Annotated in this window: 15 protein-coding genes and 1 tRNA gene; 5 read left to right on the top strand and 11 right to left on the bottom strand. The window is 45.1% G+C overall.

Annotated elements, in window-relative coordinates:
* Positions 1-60: 60 nt before the first annotated feature.
* The 4 genes from A3CY_RS21115 to A3CY_RS0114015 all read right to left on the bottom strand — a co-directional run bounded on the left by A3CY_RS21115 (position 61) and on the right by A3CY_RS0114015 (position 5,333).
* Entirely contained in the window at positions 61-1,269 is a 1,209-nt protein-coding gene (locus A3CY_RS21115) for a YjbH domain-containing protein (RefSeq protein ID WP_051082731.1), read from the bottom strand.
* Positions 1,270-1,537: 268 nt separating this feature from the next.
* Positions 1,538-3,244 carry an acyl-CoA dehydrogenase family protein gene (locus tag A3CY_RS0114025; protein WP_018338561.1) on the bottom strand — a complete coding sequence of 569 codons (1,707 nt, stop codon included), beginning with the start codon at positions 3,242-3,244 and terminating at the stop codon, positions 1,538-1,540.
* A 101-nt stretch (positions 3,245-3,345) separates the two neighbouring features.
* Positions 3,346-4,365, bottom strand: coding sequence for an electron transfer flavoprotein subunit alpha/FixB family protein (locus A3CY_RS0114020; RefSeq protein WP_018338560.1), 1,020 nt, complete (start codon positions 4,363-4,365; stop codon positions 3,346-3,348).
* A 95-nt stretch (positions 4,366-4,460) separates the two neighbouring features.
* Complete coding sequence (locus A3CY_RS0114015) at positions 4,461-5,333, bottom strand: electron transfer flavoprotein subunit beta/FixA family protein (protein WP_018338559.1); 873 nt, start codon at positions 5,331-5,333, stop codon at positions 4,461-4,463.
* Positions 5,334-5,813: 480 nt separating this feature from the next.
* On the opposite strand from A3CY_RS0114015, the gene lpdA reads away from it, so the two are divergent.
* The 3 genes from lpdA (at position 5,814) to A3CY_RS0114000 (ending at position 10,408) form a co-directional block, all read left to right on the top strand.
* A complete protein-coding gene (gene lpdA / locus A3CY_RS0114010) occupies positions 5,814-7,205 on the top strand; it encodes a dihydrolipoyl dehydrogenase (RefSeq protein WP_018338558.1) in 1,392 nt (463 codons plus the stop codon).
* Positions 7,206-7,293: 88 nt separating this feature from the next.
* Positions 7,294-8,673 carry a C1 family peptidase gene (locus A3CY_RS0114005; RefSeq protein ID WP_026207678.1) on the top strand — a complete coding sequence of 460 codons (1,380 nt, stop codon included), beginning with the start codon at positions 7,294-7,296 and terminating at the stop codon, positions 8,671-8,673.
* 349 nt (positions 8,674-9,022) lie between these two features.
* Positions 9,023-10,408 carry a BACON domain-containing protein gene (locus A3CY_RS0114000; RefSeq protein WP_018338556.1) on the top strand — a complete coding sequence of 462 codons (1,386 nt, stop codon included), beginning with the start codon at positions 9,023-9,025 and terminating at the stop codon, positions 10,406-10,408.
* Between the two features lie 52 nt (positions 10,409-10,460).
* Here the strand turns inward: A3CY_RS0114000 and ispF are convergent, their stop codons facing one another.
* Positions 10,461-10,940: a 2-C-methyl-D-erythritol 2,4-cyclodiphosphate synthase gene (gene ispF, locus A3CY_RS0113995; protein WP_026207677.1), complete on the bottom strand. Its 480-nt coding sequence runs from the start codon at positions 10,938-10,940 to the stop codon at positions 10,461-10,463.
* Positions 10,941-11,163: 223 nt separating this feature from the next.
* On the bottom strand, positions 11,164-12,189 hold the full coding sequence (locus tag A3CY_RS0113990) for a helix-turn-helix transcriptional regulator (protein ID WP_018338554.1): 1,026 nt from the start codon (positions 12,187-12,189) through the stop codon (positions 11,164-11,166).
* Positions 12,190-12,299: 110 nt separating this feature from the next.
* Between A3CY_RS0113990 and A3CY_RS0113985 the strand changes: the two genes are divergently transcribed.
* Together A3CY_RS0113985 and A3CY_RS0113980 are read left to right on the top strand one after the other, a co-directional pair.
* Positions 12,300-13,883: a TROVE domain-containing protein gene (locus A3CY_RS0113985; protein WP_169503665.1), complete on the top strand. Its 1,584-nt coding sequence runs from the start codon at positions 12,300-12,302 to the stop codon at positions 13,881-13,883.
* Between the two features lie 509 nt (positions 13,884-14,392).
* Entirely contained in the window at positions 14,393-15,706 is a 1,314-nt protein-coding gene (locus A3CY_RS0113980; protein WP_018338552.1) for an RNA-splicing ligase RtcB, read from the top strand.
* A gap of 186 nt (positions 15,707-15,892) precedes the next feature.
* Here the strand turns inward: A3CY_RS0113980 and A3CY_RS0113975 are convergent.
* The 5 genes from A3CY_RS0113975 to A3CY_RS0113950 form a co-directional block, all read right to left on the bottom strand.
* Positions 15,893-15,965, bottom strand: a tRNA-Lys gene (locus tag A3CY_RS0113975).
* Positions 15,966-16,319: 354 nt separating this feature from the next.
* Positions 16,320-16,919: an IMPACT family protein gene (locus A3CY_RS0113965; protein ID WP_018338550.1), complete on the bottom strand. Its 600-nt coding sequence runs from the start codon at positions 16,917-16,919 to the stop codon at positions 16,320-16,322.
* Positions 16,920-16,923: 4 nt separating this feature from the next.
* A complete protein-coding gene (gene dnaA / locus A3CY_RS0113960) occupies positions 16,924-18,351 on the bottom strand; it encodes a chromosomal replication initiator protein DnaA (protein WP_026207675.1) in 1,428 nt (475 codons plus the stop codon).
* 372 nt (positions 18,352-18,723) lie between these two features.
* Positions 18,724-19,911, bottom strand: a complete 1,188-nt coding sequence (locus tag A3CY_RS0113955) for an MlaD family protein (protein WP_018338548.1) — start codon at positions 19,909-19,911, stop codon at positions 18,724-18,726.
* A gap of 17 nt (positions 19,912-19,928) precedes the next feature.
* The gene (locus tag A3CY_RS0113950; protein ID WP_018338547.1) at positions 19,929-21,122 is read right to left on the bottom strand and encodes an N-acetylmuramoyl-L-alanine amidase family protein; all 1,194 of its coding nucleotides are present in this window, start codon (positions 21,120-21,122) and stop codon (positions 19,929-19,931) included.
* Positions 21,123-21,146: the final 24 nt, after the last annotated feature.

Genomic DNA, 21,146 nt, shown 5'->3' with positions numbered 1-21,146 from the left:
ACTTATTCTTTCCTGTTTTTGTTTACTATTTTCTTTAATGTTCTCTTTTAAATTAAGTTATTAGTTACTTTGTAATTGTGATTTTATGTAATATGGATTAAAGTTCTCCTCTGCTTTATTCTGCCCGGGTTTCGTTTTATAAGACTTCCCGTTGAAGAATAATCCGGCAGCTTTATATTCAAGATTAAAGTACCTAGCCGGGGTCACTCTCACTCGGTTTCTTTTATATCTCATCGGGGGAATCAATATTGAGAAATGAAACCCTCCGTCCAGGTTATCATAGTCATTTTTCATAACATAAAATCCAATAGAAGCCCGCTTGAAATGACGGGTCATATCAGCCCGAACTCCAATATCCCCGGCAAGAAACTTCTCCACCCTCACCTCACAAAGCACGTTATATTGCGGGTTGTAATAACTCCCGCCGACATTCCAGGTAAACAATTTTGTAGGTCCGTAATGCCAATTCCAATCCACAAAATAAGACGATCCCGTCAACCCGACTCCCCCTTTTACCGCGAAATATTGCAACCAGCCCTTCGTGAAAGGACGGAAAAAACTTAAATCCATACCCCAGCGATTCTGGTTGAAATTCCCCACGGTCGCTTGCAGGAACACGTTTTCAATTCTAAAATCCTGTTGAACGGTAATATAACCGGGACGAACATCATCGTACAATGCCCCGAACTCGTTGAAGACCGGGATAATGACCTGCCCCACGATCTTCGTCCCCCGGAACGGCGTGATCTCCAAAGCCGGTGCGATATTAAACAACACATCGTATATCTTGTGAAATTTCTGGTTCCGCAAAGAGAATTGCGGGTAAAACACCAAATCTGCTTTCCAGCGGGAATTATTAGCGAACTCCCGGTCATGTATCTTTTTCCAAGAATCGCCCAGCTCATAACTAACATTCCACCTCGTACCCGCCGTGCCGTCCGGATGAAGCAATAAAGAAACCTGGGGAATTTTATTCCTCAGGACAACTACCCGCCGTCCCTTGCCCGGGATCAACGGGAATGTTTCTATAATCTTAATGGCTTCACTTATCCCTTCCCCGTTTACCCGCCACAATGAATTCTCGAACAGGATAACTTCTTCCGTTTCCCCCATCTCCCGGCTGACATTCTCGTATCCCGCGTTAACCAGCGCATCCACCACACCGCCCTTCTCTTGGGCACATAAAAAGTCAATCGTGCAGAAAAGTATAAAACATACTCCTGACGTTTTATAAAAAACATTATAAATAGACTTTTTTATCCCATTCATACAATTACAAAATTGATGACCCTGCCCTCTCAGAGCCTTTTTTAACCGAATCAATATATTATAAATCAATGATTTACAAAAACAAAGATAGTGTTTTAATCATATCACCGTGAAAAAAAGAGATATTTTTTTTAGAAAAGGAAACAGTTGTAAAAACTAATTTAAAAAAATAGCCTCCCGAAGGGCGAAGTGGAAGAATGAGAATAAAAAAAGAGATTGCCCCTGTTGGGACAACCTCTTAGACGTATTTTTACAATTCAGGCTAGTACTATTTCTTGTACATTCCCAAATCTTTCAACTCGAAATCATTGATGAAAGCAGCATACCCGGCAACCTTAGCTTGCCCGTATTTCACGAAAATCTCTGCTGATTTCGCGAATCGATCATCACGTTGAGAATCGATCAACAACAAGTAACCGATGATGATATAACCAGCCATTTCCACCAGGCGGCGTGCATGGAAGTCCACGTACTCCGTTTCCCCGACACTGGTTACCTTGGTCACAGCAGCCTCGTAAGCGGCGGTCATGCCTTTCAATATCTCACGCACGAAGTCCTGTTCCGGACAAATCGGAGTCTTCTCGTACTCCTCTCGGATTTGTTTCGCGTATTGCCCCGTGGTCACACCGCGAATGGCAGCCACAACCTGCAACTGAGAAGTTCCCTCATAAATATTCGTGATACGGGCATCACGCACCAGGCGCTCGATGGGGTAGTCTTTCATAAACCCTGAACCGCCGTGGATCTGCAATGCGTCGTAAGCAATCTCGTTAGCGTACTCGCTGGAGAACAATTTCAACAACGGGGTGAACACATCCGCCAACTTTTGATATTTTTTCATCTCCTCGCGTTCCTCTTTATTCAAGGTGCGTTCGTTAGAGATATGCGTGTAAGCCTTGTACATATCCACGAAACGGCTGGTTTCGTACAATATGGAGCGAGCCCCGTGCAATTTGGCTTCCATGTTAGTCAACATCTCGTACACGGCGGGGAACTCGATAATCGCTTTCCCGAACTGCCGTCTTTCGCCCGCGTATTTCAAACCTTCACGATAAGCCGCTTCCGCGATACCTACCGATTGGGCACCGACACCCAAACGGGCACCGTTCATCAACGACATCACGTATTTAATCAACCCGAGTTTACGTTCTCCCACCAATACAGCCGGGGCATCCTTGAATACCAACTCGCAAGTCGGCGATCCCTTGATACCTAATTTATTTTCAATACGACGAACGGTCATTCCCCCGTTTGCCTTGTCATAGATAAACATGGACAAACCGCGTCCGTCATGCGTTCCCTCTTCTGAACGAGCCAGAACCAAAGAGATTTGGGCATCCCCGTTTGTGATAAAACGCTTTACTCCATTCAGGAACCATTTGCCAGACTTATCACAATAGGTCGCTTTCAACTGCACGGATTGCAAATCCGACCCGGCATCCGGTTCGGTCAAGTCCATGGCGTAAGTGTCACCTTTCGCCGCACGAGGCAGATATTCACGTTTCTGCTCTTCACTGGCAAACTCGTGAATCGTTTCGGCGCAGTCCTGCAATCCCCAAATGTTAGCGAACCCGCCATCACCACGTGATACCAACTCGGCAGCCATCACGTAAGGAACCATCGGGAAGTTCAACCCGTCATACTCGCGCGGGAGTGACATCCCGTACAATCCGGCTTGTGTCAACACATCGTGATTCTCTTGTGTCCCGCGGGCGTATTTCACGCGACCGTTTATCACTTCCGGTCCCTCGTGGTCTACCTCCTCGGCATTTTCTGCAATCACGTTACCACAAATATCACCCACGATCTCCAACACTCTGTCATAATTATCCATTGCATCCTCGAAATCACGGGGAGCGATATCACATTTCCCGGCATCCTCGAAATTCCGCTCTTTCAATGCAACGATCTTTTTCATCAAAGGATGTCCCAAGTGGAACTTCAAATCCTCGTTATCTGTATAGAAATTTGCCATACCTTTTAAATTTTAGATTTAGTGATTCATAATTTTAGATACTCTTCCCCAATCCTATTTTTCTCCTATCGTAAATCTTCAATCATAAATCGTAAATAATTTTACTTGCTGTTCTTTTTGTAATACTGGATCATCTTCGGGATTACCACGTTCAAGTCACCCGTGATCACGTAATCAGCAAACTTATTAATCGGGGCATTCGCATCCGTGTTGATAGCGATTACCATGGAAGACTCCTCCATACCGGCAGTATGCTGGATTTGCCCGGAGATACCGCAAGCGATATACAACTTGGGACGAACCGTCGTTCCTGTCTGCCCGATCTGACGTTCATGTTCACAAAAACCGGCATCCACAGCCGCACGAGAAGCACCCACTTCTCCACCCAAAACGGCAGCCAATTCATACAACAAGGCAAAATTCTCTTTGGAACCCACGCCGTATCCACCAGCAACGATGATCGGGGCACCCTTGATGTTCACCTTGGATTTCTCCATGTGGCGTTCGATCACTTTTACCACCATATCCGTGTCGTCCAGGTACTCGTCGACATTCAATTTCTTAATCTCACCTTTATATTGCGGGTCAACAATCTCTTTTTTCATCACACCCTCGCGGACGGTAGCCATCTGCGGACGACATTCCGGGTTCACGATAGTAGCCACGATGTTCCCCCCGAAAGCCGGACGAATCTGGTACAACAAATTCTCGTACTTCTTGCCGCTCTTGGCATCCGTGTATTCCCCGATCTCAAGGCTCGTGCAGTCCGCCGTCAAACCGCTATGCAAAGCGGAAGACACGCGAGGACCCAAATCACGTCCCACGCTGGTAGCACCCATCAAAGCCACCTGAGGCTTCTCGGCTTCAAACAAACGAACCAACATCTTCGTGTGAGGCAACGTCGTGTAAGGAGCCAGACGGGCATCATCACCAATCCATACAACATCCGTCCCGTAAGGAAATACTTGTTTCTCTATATCTTTCAAGTTATGTCCGAGTGCAATAGCTTCCAGTTTCACACCCAATTTTGTTGCAAGGGCACGTCCTTTCGTCAGCAGCTCAAGGCTCACGTCGGCAACTGCACCTTCCTCTATCTCGCAATATACAAATACACTGTTCATATCATTTTAAATTTTAGATTTCAGATTTTAGATTCTGTAAACTCAAATCACATGATCAAAAGATCAATTCAAAATTTACAATTTAAAATCTAAAATTATCCGATTGTATGGTTCGTTATCAACTCTTTCATCATGTCATCGATCTCGCAATCCGTGCAAGAAAGCACTTTTGCCTCTTTTGCCTGGAACACCACGCTCTCGATATTCTTCACCTTGGTAGGCGACCCGCTCAATCCAAGATCTTCCGGGTTACTCTTGATGTCGTTCACGCTCCATTCCGTCAATTTCAAATACGGACGTTCGTTCACGAGCGCAAAATAATCCTCGTTGGCATCCTGAGCCTCCTGGGTTCCTTTCGCGTTCTTGTATTTCATCACGAAACGGGCGTTTCTCGGGCGGCAAACAGCAGCCGATCCGTTCACGGTCACCACGCAGGGAAGCGGACTGGTCACTACCTCGATACCTCTTTCCAAACGACGTTTGATCGTGATCGTCTTCCCGTCACATTTTTGTATTTCCTCTGCATAAGTTACCTGCGGCAATCCCAATTTCTCTGCCACCTGCGGACCTACCTGCGCGGTATCCCCGTCGATAGCCTGGCGACCGCAAATAATCACGTCATATTCCAAATTGCGCAAAGCACAAGATAAGGCATAAGAAGTCGCTAACGTGTCAGAACCGGCAAAAGCCCGATCCGACAACAAATAACCGCCATCGGCACCCCTGTACATCGCTTCCCGGATAATCTCGGCGGCACGCCCCGGTCCCATCGTCAACACGTGGACAGTAGTTCCTTTAATTGTATCTTTTAATCTTAAAGCTTGCTCTAAAGCATTTAAATCCTCCGGATTGAAGATGGCAGGTAAAGCTGCCCTGTTTACAGTTCCGTCCGCTTTCATCGCATCTTTTCCCACATTTCTCGTATCGGGAACCTGCTTAGCAAGAACAACAATTTTTAGTCCTTTCATATTAATATCCAATTTTATGTTTTAAGCGACATGAAATATTCTTTTGATTTTACAACCGGTAGCGCAAATCACGTGATACGGAATACTTCATATACAAGTTATTTTCAATACCATAAAAATTTCAAGCGTGTAAAGATACTATTTCAACTCAGAAATACAAAATTTTAACACTAACTCTTCTTCCTCTACTCTCCGTTCGTTCCGGCAGACAACAATCGGTTACCGATGCCGCAAATACCGATCACCTATCCATCTCGGTAATAAATGATCGATAGATGGCGAATAGGTGATCAATAGATGATTGCCGGAACGGACGGAGATATGTACTAGAATTAACGGACAACGGATTTCCCTGGAAAATTTAAAATCTAAAATTTAAAATCTAAAAATCACTTTTAGTTTTCTATTCTAAACAAATACCCTAATTTTGTCTCCCGATGATTCAGCTAATAATTATTCACATTATAAATGACAAATAAAATGAAATACGACTTAATCGTGATAGGTAGTGGTCCCGGGGGATACGTGGCTGCTATTCGTGCTTCACAACTAGGAATGAACGTGGCTGTAGTAGAACGTGCGGAACTCGGGGGTATCTGCCTGAACTGGGGATGTATCCCGACCAAATCTTTGCTTAAATCGGCACAGGTGTTGGAATACGCCAAACACGCCGCTGATTACGGGGTGAAAATCGAGAACGCCGAACCGGATTTCGAGGCAATCATCGCCCGCAGCCGGGGAGTAGCCGACAAGATGAGCAAAGGTATCCAATACCTTTTCAAGAAAAACAACATCGCCGTGATCGAGGGACACGGCAAACTGACCGCAGACAAGAAAGTCGAGGTGACGAACGCGGCAGGCGAGAAAACGGTTTACGAGGCACAACACATCGTGTTGGCAACAGGGGCACGCTCCCGCCAACTTCCGAACATCCCGCAGGACGGGAAACGCATCATCGGATACCGCCAAGCCCTGACGCTCGACCACAAACCTGAATCCATGATCGTGGTAGGCTCCGGCGCCATCGGTTCCGAATTGGCATTCTTCTACAACGCCATGGGCACCAAAGTATTGCTGGTTGAATTCATGCCGACCATTCTTCCGGTAGAAGACGAGGAAGTTTCCAAACAAGTGGGACGCTCCTTCAAGAAAGCAGGCATCGATGTGATGGTAAAATCATCCGTGGAAAGCGTGGAAGCCGGAGAGAAACTGTTGAAGGTAAACATCAAAAATAAAAAGGGAGAGATAGAAGTACACGAGGCTGAAATCGTGCTTTCTGCCGTGGGCATCTCCCCGAACGTGGAAAACATCGGGTTGGAAGATCTGAACATCGAGATGGAAAAAGGTCGGGTTAAAGTAGACGATTACTACCGCACGAACGTGGAAGGCGTTTACGCGATCGGCGACATCGTGCACGGTCCGGCTCTGGCTCACGTGGCATCGGCAGAAGCCATCTGCTGCGTGGAACACATTGCGGGCGTCCACACGGAAACGATTGATTACACCAACATCCCGGGTTGCACGTACACCACTCCCGAGGTAGCATCCGTGGGTTTGAACGAGGCAAAAGCACTCGAGGCAGGCTATGAACTCAAGATCGGCAAATTCCCCTTCACGGCATCCGGGAAAGCCAGTGCCGCGGGAGCTAACGACGGTTTCATCAAATTGATCTTCAACGCCGCCGACAACACGCTACTGGGAGCGCACATGGTAGGCATGAACGTGACCGAAATGATCGCCGAGATGGTTCTTGCACGCAAGATGAAAGCTACCGGGCACGACCTTATCAAAACGGTACACCCGCACCCGACCATGAGCGAAGCTATCATGGAAGCAGCAGCAGCCGCCTACGACGAAGTGATACACCTGTAAATAATTGAAAATGGAGAATTGAAAATTGAAAATGAATAATCGATTTTCAATTCTTCAATTTAAAATCAAAAAACTAAAATTTAAAACCATGAAATTTTACTCGACACTCGCTTCTTTACTCCTCGTCGGGGGATCGCTATGCGCCCAAACAATCGGGGAAAAAGAACTGAACGACATCAAGGGGAGCTTCCAGAAAGACGCTGCCACCAAAGCCATTCAGAACGTGCTGACAAACGATAAGGACATTCGCTCGAACGCCCTCAACCGGGAAGTTCAGGGCAAAATAGACCACTATTTCAAATACCGGGTAAACGTGAAAGGCATTACCGACCAGAAAAGTTCCGGTCGTTGCTGGATGTTCACGTCCATGAACGTGCTGCGCCCGAGCGTTATGAAAAAATACAATCTCACGGATTTCGACTTCTCGCATAACTACCTTTATTTCTGGGATATATTCGAGAAATCCAACCTCTTCCTCGAAAACATGATTGCCTCCGCCAACAAACCGATGGACGACCGCGACGTGACTTTCATGTTCCAGGCTCCCGTAGGTGACGGAGGAGTGTGGAACCTTTACTACAATATCGGGGAAAAGTACGGGGTTGTGCCGAAGTCTGTCATGCCTGAAACCGCCCACTCGAACAACACGAACGCCATGAGTGCGTTGATTAACGAACGCCTGCGCAAGGGGGGATTCGCTATCCGCGAAATGGCAGCCCAAGGCAAAAAAGCCAAAGACCTGCGTGCAGAGAAAGTCGCAATATTGAAAGACATTTACCGCATTCTGGCACTTTGCCTCGGCGAACCGCCTACCACGTTCACGTGGAGATACAAAGACAAAAACGGGGATATCAAGGAGTTGGCAAACTACACGCCGCAACAATTCTACAAGGAAATCACGCCTGCCGATTACAACCCGAAGAATTACATCATGATCATGAACGATCCCACCCGGGAGTACTACAAGTTATACGATATCCAAAACTACCGCAACACCGTGGAGGGCATCAACTGGGTGTACCTGAACCTGCCCAACGAGGACATCAAGGCTGCCGCCATCGCCTCCATCAAGGGCAATGAAGCCATGTACACCTCTAGTGACGTGGGCAAATATTTCAACCGCGAAACCGGAATTCTCGACCCGGACGGGTACGACTACAACTCGCTCATGGGCGTGGATTTTTCGATGGACAAGAAAACACGCATCCTGACCCGCCAAAGCGGCTCGGCACACGCGATGGCTCTCGTGGCCGTGGACGTGGACGAAAATGGAAACCCCACGAAATGGGAATTCGAGAACAGTTGGGGACCACAAGCAGGACATAACGGTTATCTTACTTTCACGGACAAATGGTTTGACGAATATATCTTCCGGGTAGTGATCCACAAAAAATACCTGGGAGAAAAAGCCTTAAAAGCACTGGATCAGAAACCGATCCTATTACCGATGTGGGATTACATGTTCTAAATTACCGGAAAAGGATGCCCGGCGGCGATAGTGTAATTAATATTACATGAATCCATGACGTGACATCCGATTTTTTTGCATAATTTTGTACACGAATGGGGCTGATCCCCGTTCAAGGCATATTGGATTTTGAAGAAGCGTTATGCTTATCTTTTAGATGAAAACCTGAGAAATTTTCAAATGAGTAAAGATAGCATAGTGGTTCTCACGCATAGGCGTGGACTGCTATTATTACATCTACTCATTAGGTTTTCTCAGGACCTTCATCTAAGATGTGCACTGCAGTTCCACGCTTCCGTGTTTAATAAAGAAAGGTCTTCTAGGAACTGGGAAAACCCAACAGAAACCAATGAAACTAAAATTTTTAACGGTTTGCCTGGCGGCAGTGGTATTCGCCGCCTGCGAAAAAGACAATGACGACCGGGACGATGCCATCATCCTGGCAAACGGGACCTCCACGGAACAAACGGTGTATGCCGACGAAACCTGCAACGAAGGCATTAAATTCACGGCTACCACCTCGTGGACAGCAACCGTGGAAGACGCCACCACCGCACGTGCCGGGAGCAGTAGCGTGTATTGGCTTACCCTGAGCCAATACAGCGGAGAAGCCGGGGAATACACGCTGCCCCTCACGCTGCAAGCGAATCTGACGGGAAGCAATCGCTCGGCAAAAATCATCATCCGGAGTGGCGAAACCGTCATCACTATTCTCGTGGAGCAAAAAGCCACCAAAGAGGACGGCAGCGTGGTGAAGCAAATCAAGCAAGTTGTCTACGAGGAAACATGTAATGCCCGGCTTTACGACACCTATTCAGAAAGCGCAAATTACGACAATTGCACGCGGACATTCAGTTATGACGAGCAAGGACGGGTGGTGCGCATCGAAACGGTATACCCCAATCACGGTCAAAATTGGGAAAAGAGTTCCGAGACATTGACTGCCGATTACCACATCGCCGGGGAAATCACGATAAAGGAAGCCACACGTTATGCGGCAGGCTCTGGCACGGGAGATGACGAGTACGTTGTCAAACTCAACGAACAAGGTTTCGCGAAGAACGTACAATACTATGATGAATGGGAAAATGGTTTCGTGGATTGCGTGCGCTACAAGTACACTCCGGAAAATTACCTGGAACAAGAAGAAAATATCGAAGAGGAATTCAAAAACGACTTCTACTACGAGAACGGCGTTTGGGTAAAATACATATATACGGACGTGTACGACCATGATTCCCATAACTTCGTTTTGGACCCGGCAAAATGTTACCCAAACCGCTACCCCAACAACGGGCAAATCGACATCATGGGCTATATTGGCTGGGACGATAACGACGAAACAAGCACTCTCTTTCATTTAGGTCGACTAGGCCACATGGGGAAATATATGCCGGAAATAATTCCCTACGAAGCAGGATATGACATACCAGCTGAAAGGGTACCCGAATACACCACCCCGGGCGAAATTATCCATAAAACGTATAAATACGTGGTCTACCCGGAGAATCCGGAATGCCCGGTAACGTACAAGTTCGACAAGGATAATTATTTGACGGAAATCACGTTAGAGCAAGAATTTTCGGCTTGGCAATCCGAGTACGACATCGTGGTAAGCAACAAATTGATAGACCCCGAACGCCCGGAAATGGGTTATGAATATACAACCAAAAATCACACCGAGAAGAAAATCAAAGACGATAAAAATACCATGACCTGGAAAATCTCGTATTAAACGATTTCCCGCACAGGATTAACCAAAGGAGGATGTGTTTTGCCACATCCTTCTACAACTTAATAATCAACACCGAGGCATAAGCCGAAACGCCTTCTTCCCTCCCCTCGAATCCGAGTTGTTCCGTGGTCGTTGCCTTTATCGTGAGATCGTCGACATCTATCCCGATGATTTCAGCCAAACACTCCCTCATCTCCAGTGTCCGTAGTTTAATTTTCGGGCGTTGAAGACAAATGACACAATCGATATTCCCAACCGAGAACCCTTTCCGTTCCAGCATATCGACCACCTTTTTCAGTAATATTTTGCTATCGATTCCCTTGTAAGCAGGATCGGTATCCGGGAAATACGTCCCGATATCATCCAACCCGGAAGCCCCCAACAAGGCGTCGCATATCGCGTGTATCAACACGTCACCGTCCGAGTGCGCCACGCAACCTTTCTCGTGTTGCAACTTGATTCCTCCAAGCCAAAAGTCCAGTCCCGGAGCCAACCGATGGACATCTATTCCTAATCCTGTTTTAATTTTCATTTTCTCCTGCATTTAATTATTACGCGATATTAACAAAAAACCGGCATCCCCGACCACTCCCAAACCCTATTTAACATCCCGAAGAATCATTACTCCACCTATACTGCCGTATTCCTCCAAGGGAAGGTATCGATTGGCACGTGAGCACGTGCACAATGACAAGAAACCTCAAGCAAAGGTTATCCACACGATAAGGTCTATTCAAGCCGAACAAATCCTCCCGTCACGAGTTTACCCCGTCATACAATTGGTTTGCCCGCCGAAACCGGGAGGCTATCAGGTCGGCCAAAGAAGGCGGGGACAAAACCTTTATCCCGTCCGCGAAACCGATGATTTCCCGTTGCAGCTCCAGATTGATTATCACGTTTATTTCAAAGACAACACTCCCGTCCTCCCGTCTTTCCACGATCTTTTGCGACTTGTGCAATGGTTTTGTTTCCACGTAGGGAGCGTTTGGAGGGTTTACCATGAAACGGACGTTCTGAACCCTTGAACCGATATTCTTGGTCACACCCACCAAATCGTCAAAGAAAGTCGTGGGGTCAAATACCGTATTTTCACGGTACGACTCCCCCGGGGCGATTTCGAGATGATGAATACGATCGAGCGCCAGATTCACGAGCGGGGAACTCCCCTCGCGTACCCCGAACACGAACCAACGATTCCGGTATTCCTTCAACAGATAAGGATTGAACAAAAATTCGGAAGCGGAACGGGCTTTAAAAGAACGGTATTTCATCCTCAGCACCTGCTTGTTGACAATAGCATGATAAATCTCGTCCAAGTGATCGATACCTTTCAGGCTCTCGTTCTTCTCGAAATCAATGACCGGGGTCGTTTTCAGCCGTGCCGAAGTCACGTGGTCTTCCAGCCGGCTGATAATATCCCCCATGTTCGAGAAATAGGAAAATCCCCGGAACTGCCGCAACACCTCCACCGCCTCGGACATGACCTTCAAATCCTGCTCGGACAAGGGCGTGTTCGTGATACTGTAATCGGCGTCCTCGTACTTGTAATATTTATTGTCGTAGACCACGATCGGGGCATTGTAGCCCAACTTCTCGCTGCGCATCACCTGTATATCCATTTGAATCGTGCGGCGACTGATGCCCTTGTCGATCCCCTCGTACTCGTACAGGGCATCCGAACAAGCGTCTATCAAATCCTCGAGCGTCCATTTCCGGTATGGATTTCGAAGGCATTTATCTATTGTTTTATAACGAATTAAAGCGTTTCGATTCGCGGGCATAAGAATAGAATAAAAATTATTTTTCCAAAAATATGAAATTTATTTTAGCTACGCAAAAAGTTTGCGCACCCGCGTGTGCATCTTTGTCGTGTAAAACGAAAAAAGATACAATGATGAAATTCAATTTTACAAACAAAGGAAAAGATACTACCGTGAATTACATGGGGGCAAAAGCCTACAAAATGACCCCGGAGATGGAATTATACTCCACGGTAGTGACCTGCATGGTCGATGATTCATATTACGAATCAAACGCAGACAGAAAGAGCAGGATCAGCAACCTGATCGCGAAATGCAGTCCCGAGTTTGTGGCCAGACTAGCCGTGTACGCCCGAACCGAGATGAACCTGCGTTCCGTGCCGGTGATACTAGCCGTGGAATTGGCAAAATTGTATTCCGGCAACGAGATCGTGAAACGAACCGTGGCAGGCATCGTGAACCGTGCCGACGAGATCACCGAGATATTGGCATATTACCAAACCGCCAACAAACGGGAAGGCACGAAGAAATTGAACCGCTTGTCCAAACAGGTACAAAAAGGACTGATCGAATCGTTCAACAAATTTGACGAGTACCAATTCGCCAAATACAACAGGGGTTCGGCAGTCAGCTTGCGGGATGCCTTGTTTCTGGTACACCCGAAGGCAAAGGACGAGGCTCAACAGGCGATATTCGACAAGATCGTTTCAGACGACCTGGCAACTCCTTATACCTGGGAAACGGAATTATCCGAACTCGGTAAAAAGCCATTCGAGAACGAGCGTGCCAAGGCGAAAGTCGTGTCTGAAAAATGGCAGGAATTGCTGGCAAGCGGTAAACTCGGGTACATGGCGATATTGCGGAACTTGCGGAATATCGTGACCAAAAGCTCGTCCGAGGCACTGGATATAGCTTTGAACGTGTTGACAGACGAGCAAAGGATAAGGCAATCAAAACAAATGCCTTTCCGCTACCTGTCGGCATTCCTGGAGATCAACAAACTGGCGAAAGAATCCGCGATATTCGAGGAGGAAAAAGCCAAGATCAAAAGGACTTCGGAAGCACTGGAAAAAGCACTGGTCACGAGTTGCGACAACATACCGGCGTGCAAAGGCAAGACCGCCATACTGTCCGATAATTCGGGAAGTATGTACGGTGACCGGGGTGGAAAATCGCTGGTATCCGCCATGAGCGCACGAAAATCGGCAGATATAGCCAATTTGTTCGCCGTGTTGTACTGGAACAAATGTGAAGACACGTACGTCGGGTTGTTTGGCGACCGCTTGATCGATGCCGGTTTAGACCGCAAGGCGAATGTATTCGAAAACTTCGAAACCATCAACCGTGCTGCCAAGAAATGCGGACCGTCCACGGAAAGCGGGATATTCGAGTACATGAAACACCTGATAAAGTCACGAACGATGGTGGACAGGATTGTCATATTCTCCGACTGCCAGGTGGGAACGGGTTGCAAGTGGTACGACAGCAAAGGCAACCGCAGGGATAACTTCAACCGTCTTTTCCAAAAGTACCTGAAGATCAACCCTAGCGTGAAAGTCTACACGGTGGATTTGAGGGGATACGGGAACAGCATGACACAAGACAACGGGAACGTAGTTTTGGTCAGCGGATGGAGCGAGAAAATCTTCGACATGATATACTATATCGAGCAAGGTTCATCCGTCACGGAAGAAATAATGAAAATAAACCTATAAAAATTCTGCCACGCAGAAACATTGCACACCGGATACATATCTTTGTATCGTCAAAAGGAAAGTTCTTTGAAACAATAGCATAAAGCAAGTGCCGTAGACAAGAGTTACTTCGCATGATTACGCCCGGGTCGCGGGTTCGAATCCCGCCACTTCCACGATCGAGAGATGACAAACAGGAAGTGTAGCTCAGTGGATAGAGTAGGAAAAAGTCTTTTGCCGTTTGTCGCCTTGCTTTTTTAAGGTGATAGAACAAGTGCCGTAAAAAAGGGGTACTTCGGTAAAGATTGATTCTGTGTGGGTTCAAATCCCACGCCCCCCTTTTTGCCCATTGCCTTGTTCTAAACCGATAAAACAGGATGTCGTAGAAAAAAGATACTTCGGCAGCCATTCAGGGGAGGAATAGTGAGGTCGTGAAATCGGCGAGACTATCCGGTTCGACTCCGGCAATGCCATGCCCCGCTTCTTCTTTTTTCGCTTGTTACTCCTGTTTTTTATTATAAACTAAAAATATGATAGAGATAAAAGGAAAATACAACCAAGATTGCAAAATCTTCATCGACGACGTCGAGGAAGGAGCTATCGAATTAGTGCAAAACATTTTAAATAATGAAATATCAGCAGGCGTACCCGTGCGCATCATGCCGGATACCCACGCGGGAAAAGGTATTGTCATCGGGTTCACGATGCCGATGAGCCGAATGATTAACCCGAACTATATCGGCGTGGACATCGGTTGTTCCGTTACGACATACAAGTTGAACCGACGAATCGAGGAAGAGCGTTTCCCAACCCTCGACCACGCTATCAGACGTTCCATCCCGACGGGTATGCATATTCGGAAGGAAAAGAACTTCGACGGGTGGTGGGTAGAGCCTTACTTCGAGGCGGTAAATAACAACATGGCGATCTTTCAACAAGAATGGGAGAAACGCTCCGGGGAAACGAAACCCCCAATTCGAGTGGATAAAACATATATCGCCAATTTATGCCGAAAAATAGGTATAAAGGAGGACACGTTCTATTATTCCGTGGGTACACTGGGAGGAGGAAACCATTTTATCGAGTTGGGAGAATCGCCGAAAGACGGTTCACATTACTTGACAATTCATTCCGGATCCCGAAACTTCGGGTTGAAGGTATGTAATTACCATGCCAAAAAAATGCGTAAGACAGACATTCTCCCGGAAACGTATCACGAGGAATTCAAGCAGATCACGGAGAACACGCAACCGACAAGTGATATCCCGAAAAAGCTGGAAGAATTGAACGAGCGATATCACGCGGGTAAAAAGGAATATTTACTGGAAGGTGAAAATATGTACGAATACCTGGTCGATATGGTTATTGCCCAAACCTATGCTCAATTTAACCATCAGGCGATGGCGAAAGCGATTTTCAAAGACCTGGGAGAAGATTACCATGCAGTAGATTTCATCCATTCCATGCATAACTTTATAGACACGACCGACTGGATCATCCGAAAAGGTGCCATCCGTGCATATAAAGGCGAAAGGATGATTATCCCGTTCAATATGCGGGACGGAATATTGATCTGTGAAGGGAAGAGCAACCCGGACTGGAATTACTCCGCCCCTCACGGTGCCGGGAGAGTATTAGCCCGAAACCAAGCTTTCAAAACGCTGGATATAGATGAGTTCAAAAAAGAAATGGAAGGTATCTATTCCACCTCCGTCTGCCAACAAACCCTTGACGAATCGCCCATGGCGTACAAGGATAAAGACGTCATAATGAAGGCAATACAAGATACCGCCGTGATTATAGACACAATCAAACCGATCATGAATATCAAGGCGGTGGAATAACCGTTCCGGCATCTTGTATTAAAAACAACCAGTACCAATTTCATTAGCCATCAACGACCGGAAAGTAAAAAAAATACACCAGTGCTCACCAGGCGATCCATTGAAACTTCAAATTATAAACAGAAGAAATCGTGAAAAAGCATCTAAATAAAAACTCTCTAAAACGTTGTTTTAGAGAGTTTTTCGTGATCCAGCTGGGACTCGAACCCAGGACCCCAACATTAAAAGTGTTGTGCTCTACCGGCTGAGCTACTGAATCCTTCAATTGTGTTTCTCAATTGCGGTTGCAAAGATAGTAATTCTATTTGAAATCCCAAAAAACTCGGGATATTTTTTCAACGCAAATTTCAAAAAAAAATTCAGACAGATTATAATCTGCATCCCAATGGGCATTTAAGTTTTAATACAGAGAACCCACAGTAAACCCAAGGAAGATTAACCCAAAACATTCCCCACTCCCGTTCTCGCTTCGTTTTTGCTATAGACATCCTATAATCTTTAATATAGAAACATTAGAGCAAAAACGACCGCAACACGACAGCGAGAGATTATTATCTCGAATTTCCCTCGGTTCCTCTTTGGTTTTTCAGTATGACAAGTATCTTTTTCCGGGTTAGTCCTCAATAGCGAGAGATTCTATTTTCGACAAGCGCTCTTTCAAACGAGGCATATCTTTCTGCCTGATAGAGAGAGTCATTTCACACTCCATCTCAAAATTGCGGGATAGGATTTCCGGGGCTTCTTCTTTCAGAACTTTCATCACGTCGTTCATCACCACATAAGTAAAACGGATATGAATGATTTCATCCACCGTGCGTTCGACAATCTCGGCATGAAGTATAGCATCGGCAGCAGCATCTTTGTACGCTTGAATTAAACCGGATACCCCCAATTTTATCCCCCCGAAATATCGTATAACCACGATCAGCACGTTAGAAAGATCGTTAGAAACAATTTGTCCCAAGATAGGTTTTCCTGCCGTGGAAGAAGGTTCCCCATCATCATTCGCCCGAAAACGTTCCCGGTTTGCCCCCAGGCAATAAGCATAGCAATGATGGCGGGCATCGTAATACTTAGTTTTTATTTCTGCAAGGATCTCCTTGATCTCTTCCTCGGTCTTCACCGGATAAATAAAAGACATAAAGCGACTGCCTTTCTCTTTGTACAAGCCTTCGGCAATCGCATTTACTGTTCTATATTTATCCTCTTCCATGCAATTAATTTGAGCAATAGAGTTTCTTTTGCAATTCTTCCACCTGAGCCCGGAAAGTTCGATCTGTTTCCATCATATCGGCAACAGCCTTGCAAGCGTACAATACCGTCGTGTGGTCTTTACGCCCGATTTGTTTCCCGATATATGCCAACGAAGCGTTCGTGTAATTCTTGCTGAAATACATCGCTAACTGGCGGGCTTGCACCACTTCCCGTTTACGTGTTTTCTCCTGCAACATTTCAGGTGCCATATTAAAGTGTTGGCACACGACTTCTTGGATATATTCAACGGTCATTTCTTTCTTCTGGTTCTTGACCATCTTACCCAAGATATCCCTTACCACGTCTATCGTGAGATCCTTGTGGTTAAAAGTAGCCTGAGCCAACAAAGAAATCATAGCTCCCTCCAATTCCCGCACGTTATTGCATACATATTTACAAATGTATTCCAATATCTCATCAGAGAAATCGATACCATCTTTACGAGCTTTAAAACGGGCAATTGCCATACGGGTCTCGTAATCCGGCGATTTAATTTCAGCAGACAATCCCCAGCGGAAACGGGAAAGCAAACGTTCTTCTAAACCACTCAATTCAGCCGGGGAACGATCAGAAGTCAATATCAATTGCTTACCGGATTGATGCAAATGATTGAAAATATGGAAGAAAGTATTCTGGGTAGCAGTTTTTCCTGCCAACTCGTGAATATCATCCAAAATCAACACGTCTATCAACTGATAAAAGTGCAAGAAATCATTGATCTCGTTCTTACGCACAGCTTCAGTGAACTGCGTCTGGAACACGTTCGTTGTCAAGTACAACACCACTTTATTCGGGTAATTCTGCTTGACTTCCATCCCGATAGCTTGAGCTAAATGTGTTTTACCTAACCCGGAACCACCGTAAATCAACAAGGGATTAAAGGCTGTTCCCCCGGGATTTTGAGCAATAGCCACGGCTGCAGATTTTGCCAAACGATTACAGCTACCTTCTATATAACTGTCTAGAGTATAAGAAGGATTCAATTGCGGGTCTATTTGCAAAAGATTATTATTACGCTCAAAAGGATTCTTCAAAGCGGCATCACCCGATTTACCATTCAAGTAAACCGTACTCGGCTCAGCTTTCTTCACGTTAGAGGAAGACATTGTCACAGAAATCGGATCTCGGGGATGGCTCTCCTCCACGACAACCGAATATTCCAATTTGGCTTTCGGACCAATTACGGTGCGAATTGCCTTCCGCAAAATCTCCACAAAGTGTTCTTCCAGACACTCGTACACGTATTGACTCGGAACTTGAATCGTCAACACGTCCTCCTGAAAGTTCAAAGCACGTATAGGCAAGAACCACGTTTTAAATGTTCTTGGTGCTACTTGTTCTTTAATTAGGTCGAGACATTCAGACCAAACACTTTTACAATCCCTTTTCATGTATATATTATTTTATTCCCTATTCATCCAAATGAAATGGAATGCTAAATTCGAAAAAAAATTTCTGTAAAAAAAATGAGCCTTTTACTTGTTTTTCACCAAGAATCTCTTACCGTTTAGGTATCAATATTTTAGATTCAATACACTGAAATACATATAATTACACCTCAATCCCCTCGTTCCCATTTCTACCAGAACGCTTTTAAAGTCTTAACATAAACGTAACAATTCACGGGGTCGTTTTTCATGATAAACCTTTAAGTCCTAGGTCTAAAAATTGATACAAAACTTCTATCTTAAATTCTAAATGATCTGCTTTTATGTTAACAAAAACCAAGTTCTAAAATTTATTATTTAGAATAATTCTAATTTTCAAACGAAGTCAATTTTAACTATATAAGCATTTTTATAACGTTTGATGACATCGTCCAGTTTTCGTTGGGCTGCCTTCAATTTCTTAAAACTATCCACAATATAAAGATACTTATCTTTATACTTAACTTCTTTCAATCCAGGATTTTGAATATACAATTCAGAATCCATACTCAAGCGTTCAGATGATTCGTGTATCACGATCCCGTACTCATCCAAGCCTATTTTGCCGGAGGAAAAATCTATTAATGAAAGGTTAATGAATCGACGCGGGTTATACCTGAATTCTACTAACAACCGATTAAGATTTTCACTCACTTGATTCAAGTTATAATAAAGGTCATTATCGTTCACGAGAGCTCCTATCGTACCCTCCCCTTTATTTATTTTAGCGAAGATAGAATCGACCCGTCCCAGTATATTATCAACACTTGTCAACATTTGGTGCAAGTTTGCCTGACGCAAAGAATCACTGATAGACGAGAAATTTCCTAATATATTAGATATTTCTTCATTATTATCCGACAGGTTAGCTGTGATACTATTTATATTCCGCAATATTTCACTCACCCGCGCAGATTCCGTCTGCATCAAGGTATCCAAATTCCCGGAAGCTCCTTCAATATTCCGTAACGTGCGATCGATACTGGCAAAACTATTATTCAAATTTTTTTTAGTTTCCTCGTTAAAAACACCCTGCACAATGACCATCACGGAGTCAAGAGAACCTAACAGTCGTTCGGCTTTCTGTTTCAGAGGCAACATTTGCCGACTCACTTGCTCCATTAACCCTTGTTCTGTTTTAGAAGTCAGCGTATCACCACTAACCGCAAAAACAGGCGAGTCACCCGGGATCAAGTCGATCACCTTAGACCCCATCAAATCGGCACTCTGGATCATCGCCAAACTATTGGAAGGTAATTCCAAGCCTTTATTGACTGAAAATTTCACAAGAACCTTGTCATACCGTTCACCTGTAAACTGAATGGAGATAACCTGCCCTACCTGATAGCCGCGGTACACAACGCCACTGGATACTTTTAATCCTTCCACGCTATTATATACCCCATAAAATATACTTTTGGATTCAAATAACGACGAACCTTTCAAAAAATTGATTCCCCAGATTAAAACAAATACTGCGATAATTGCAGTTAATGCTAGCTTAGCTTCTCTCTTCAGTTTCATGAGTATAATTTTATTCTTTACTTCTTTTGTTCTATTTTTCGTGCCTCGGTAACAGTTATCTGCTTCCCTTTATATATCGCAATAATAAAGCAATCCTTCACCACTTTCCGAATCTCCTTCTGCTTTTCTAACGCTTTTCCATAGGTAGAAGTTTTTCCCACGTAATAACGATAACGATCTACGCCCTTCAATTCTTCTACTTTTTCTTTCAGTTTCAAATACCCGAAATCCTTGATTCTGGTCTTAGACGAGGCGACTTGAACAGCGTAAAATAAGTCATTTTTATTTTGAAGCGCAACAACATTTTCCGTTTTTTTCTTCTCGGGCTCAACCGTTTTCCTCGCTTCATTCTGAGTATCAGTCCTTTTTTCTTCCGCCTTCGCAATCACTTTTTCCTCTCCCGCACCTCCTTTTATCACCACGCTATTCCGCTCTACATTATTTTTATAAGATTGAAAACCTGAAAAAATAGCCTTAGCGAGGTTCGTTTGCCCGGATTCGGAAATCAATATTTTCTGGTCACTCGGGTTCGAGATAAAACCGGTCTCGATCAACACGGCAGGCATCCCCACGTCCATCAGAACAATAAAACCAGCTTGGCGCACTTCTCGATCCGGCATTCGGGTTTTAGCTACCAATTCTTTCTGAACAGGTGCCGCGAACTCCATACTATTCTTCAAATGACTATTTTTCAAGAAATTGAACATGATATAAGATTCCGCTTTCTTGGGATCAAAACCGTCATATTTCACCGTGTAATCTTCCTCGTAATGGATTGCCTCATTCTCTTTCATGGCGACTTGAAAACTTGCTTCCGATTTATGCAACCCCAACACGTATGTCTCTACCCCACGCACCGTAGATTTAGCAAATTTATTCACGTGAATGGATATAAACAATTGTGCTTTAGCTTTATTCGCGATTCGTCCCCGTTCGCGCAAATCTACCGCCACATCCTTCGTGCGCGTATATACCACTTTTATATTGGGATAGGCATCTTTTATCATCTTGCCTAATTTCAAGGCTATTGCCAATGTAATATCCTTTTCTTTCAGACGCCCGCTTATAGCTCCCGGATCTTTTCCCCCGTGCCCCGCGTCGATGCAAATACAAGTAATTTTACCCAATGCGTCTTGTGCTTCGAGAGTTCTTATACCCCCTAACAGAAAGATAACCAACAGAAAACCTATAAACTTGCACTGATTTATCATGTATTTAAAACTTTTTAAAAAGAA

Origin of the sequence: Butyricimonas synergistica DSM 23225, from assembly GCF_000379665.1 — a bacterium.
GTDB lineage: Bacteria > Bacteroidota > Bacteroidia > Bacteroidales > Marinifilaceae > Butyricimonas > Butyricimonas synergistica.
Note: the sequence above shows the minus strand (reverse complement) of the source record. Positions and strands in the feature narration are given on the sequence as shown.

What these genes read in the sequence shown, in the direction of transcription:
- A3CY_RS0114025 (WP_018338561.1), bottom strand. Translation starts at nt 3,244, where the DNA reads ATGGCAAATTTCTATACAGATAACGAGGATTTGAAGTTCCACTTGGGA.
- A3CY_RS0114005 (WP_026207678.1), top strand. Translation starts at nt 7,294, where the DNA reads ATGAAATTTTACTCGACACTCGCTTCTTTACTCCTCGTCGGGGGATCG.
- A3CY_RS0113965 (WP_018338550.1), bottom strand. Translation starts at nt 16,919, where the DNA reads ATGGAAGAGGATAAATATAGAACAGTAAATGCGATTGCCGAAGGCTTG.
- A3CY_RS0114020 (WP_018338560.1), bottom strand. Translation starts at nt 4,365, where the DNA reads ATGAACAGTGTATTTGTATATTGCGAGATAGAGGAAGGTGCAGTTGCC.
- A3CY_RS0113950 (WP_018338547.1), bottom strand. Translation starts at nt 21,122, where the DNA reads ATGATAAATCAGTGCAAGTTTATAGGTTTTCTGTTGGTTATCTTTCTG.
- A3CY_RS0113980 (WP_018338552.1), top strand. Translation starts at nt 14,393, where the DNA reads ATGATAGAGATAAAAGGAAAATACAACCAAGATTGCAAAATCTTCATC.
- A3CY_RS0113955 (WP_018338548.1), bottom strand. Translation starts at nt 19,911, where the DNA reads ATGAAACTGAAGAGAGAAGCTAAGCTAGCATTAACTGCAATTATCGCA.
- lpdA (WP_018338558.1), top strand. Translation starts at nt 5,814, where the DNA reads ATGAAATACGACTTAATCGTGATAGGTAGTGGTCCCGGGGGATACGTG.
- A3CY_RS0113990 (WP_018338554.1), bottom strand. Translation starts at nt 12,189, where the DNA reads ATGCCCGCGAATCGAAACGCTTTAATTCGTTATAAAACAATAGATAAA.
- dnaA (WP_026207675.1), bottom strand. Translation starts at nt 18,351, where the DNA reads ATGAAAAGGGATTGTAAAAGTGTTTGGTCTGAATGTCTCGACCTAATT.
- A3CY_RS21115 (WP_051082731.1), bottom strand. Translation starts at nt 1,269, where the DNA reads ATGAATGGGATAAAAAAGTCTATTTATAATGTTTTTTATAAAACGTCA.
- A3CY_RS0114000 (WP_018338556.1), top strand. Translation starts at nt 9,023, where the DNA reads ATGAAACTAAAATTTTTAACGGTTTGCCTGGCGGCAGTGGTATTCGCC.
- ispF (WP_026207677.1), bottom strand. Translation starts at nt 10,940, where the DNA reads ATGAAAATTAAAACAGGATTAGGAATAGATGTCCATCGGTTGGCTCCG.
- A3CY_RS0113985 (WP_169503665.1), top strand. Translation starts at nt 12,300, where the DNA reads ATGATGAAATTCAATTTTACAAACAAAGGAAAAGATACTACCGTGAAT.
- A3CY_RS0114015 (WP_018338559.1), bottom strand. Translation starts at nt 5,333, where the DNA reads ATGAAAGGACTAAAAATTGTTGTTCTTGCTAAGCAGGTTCCCGATACG.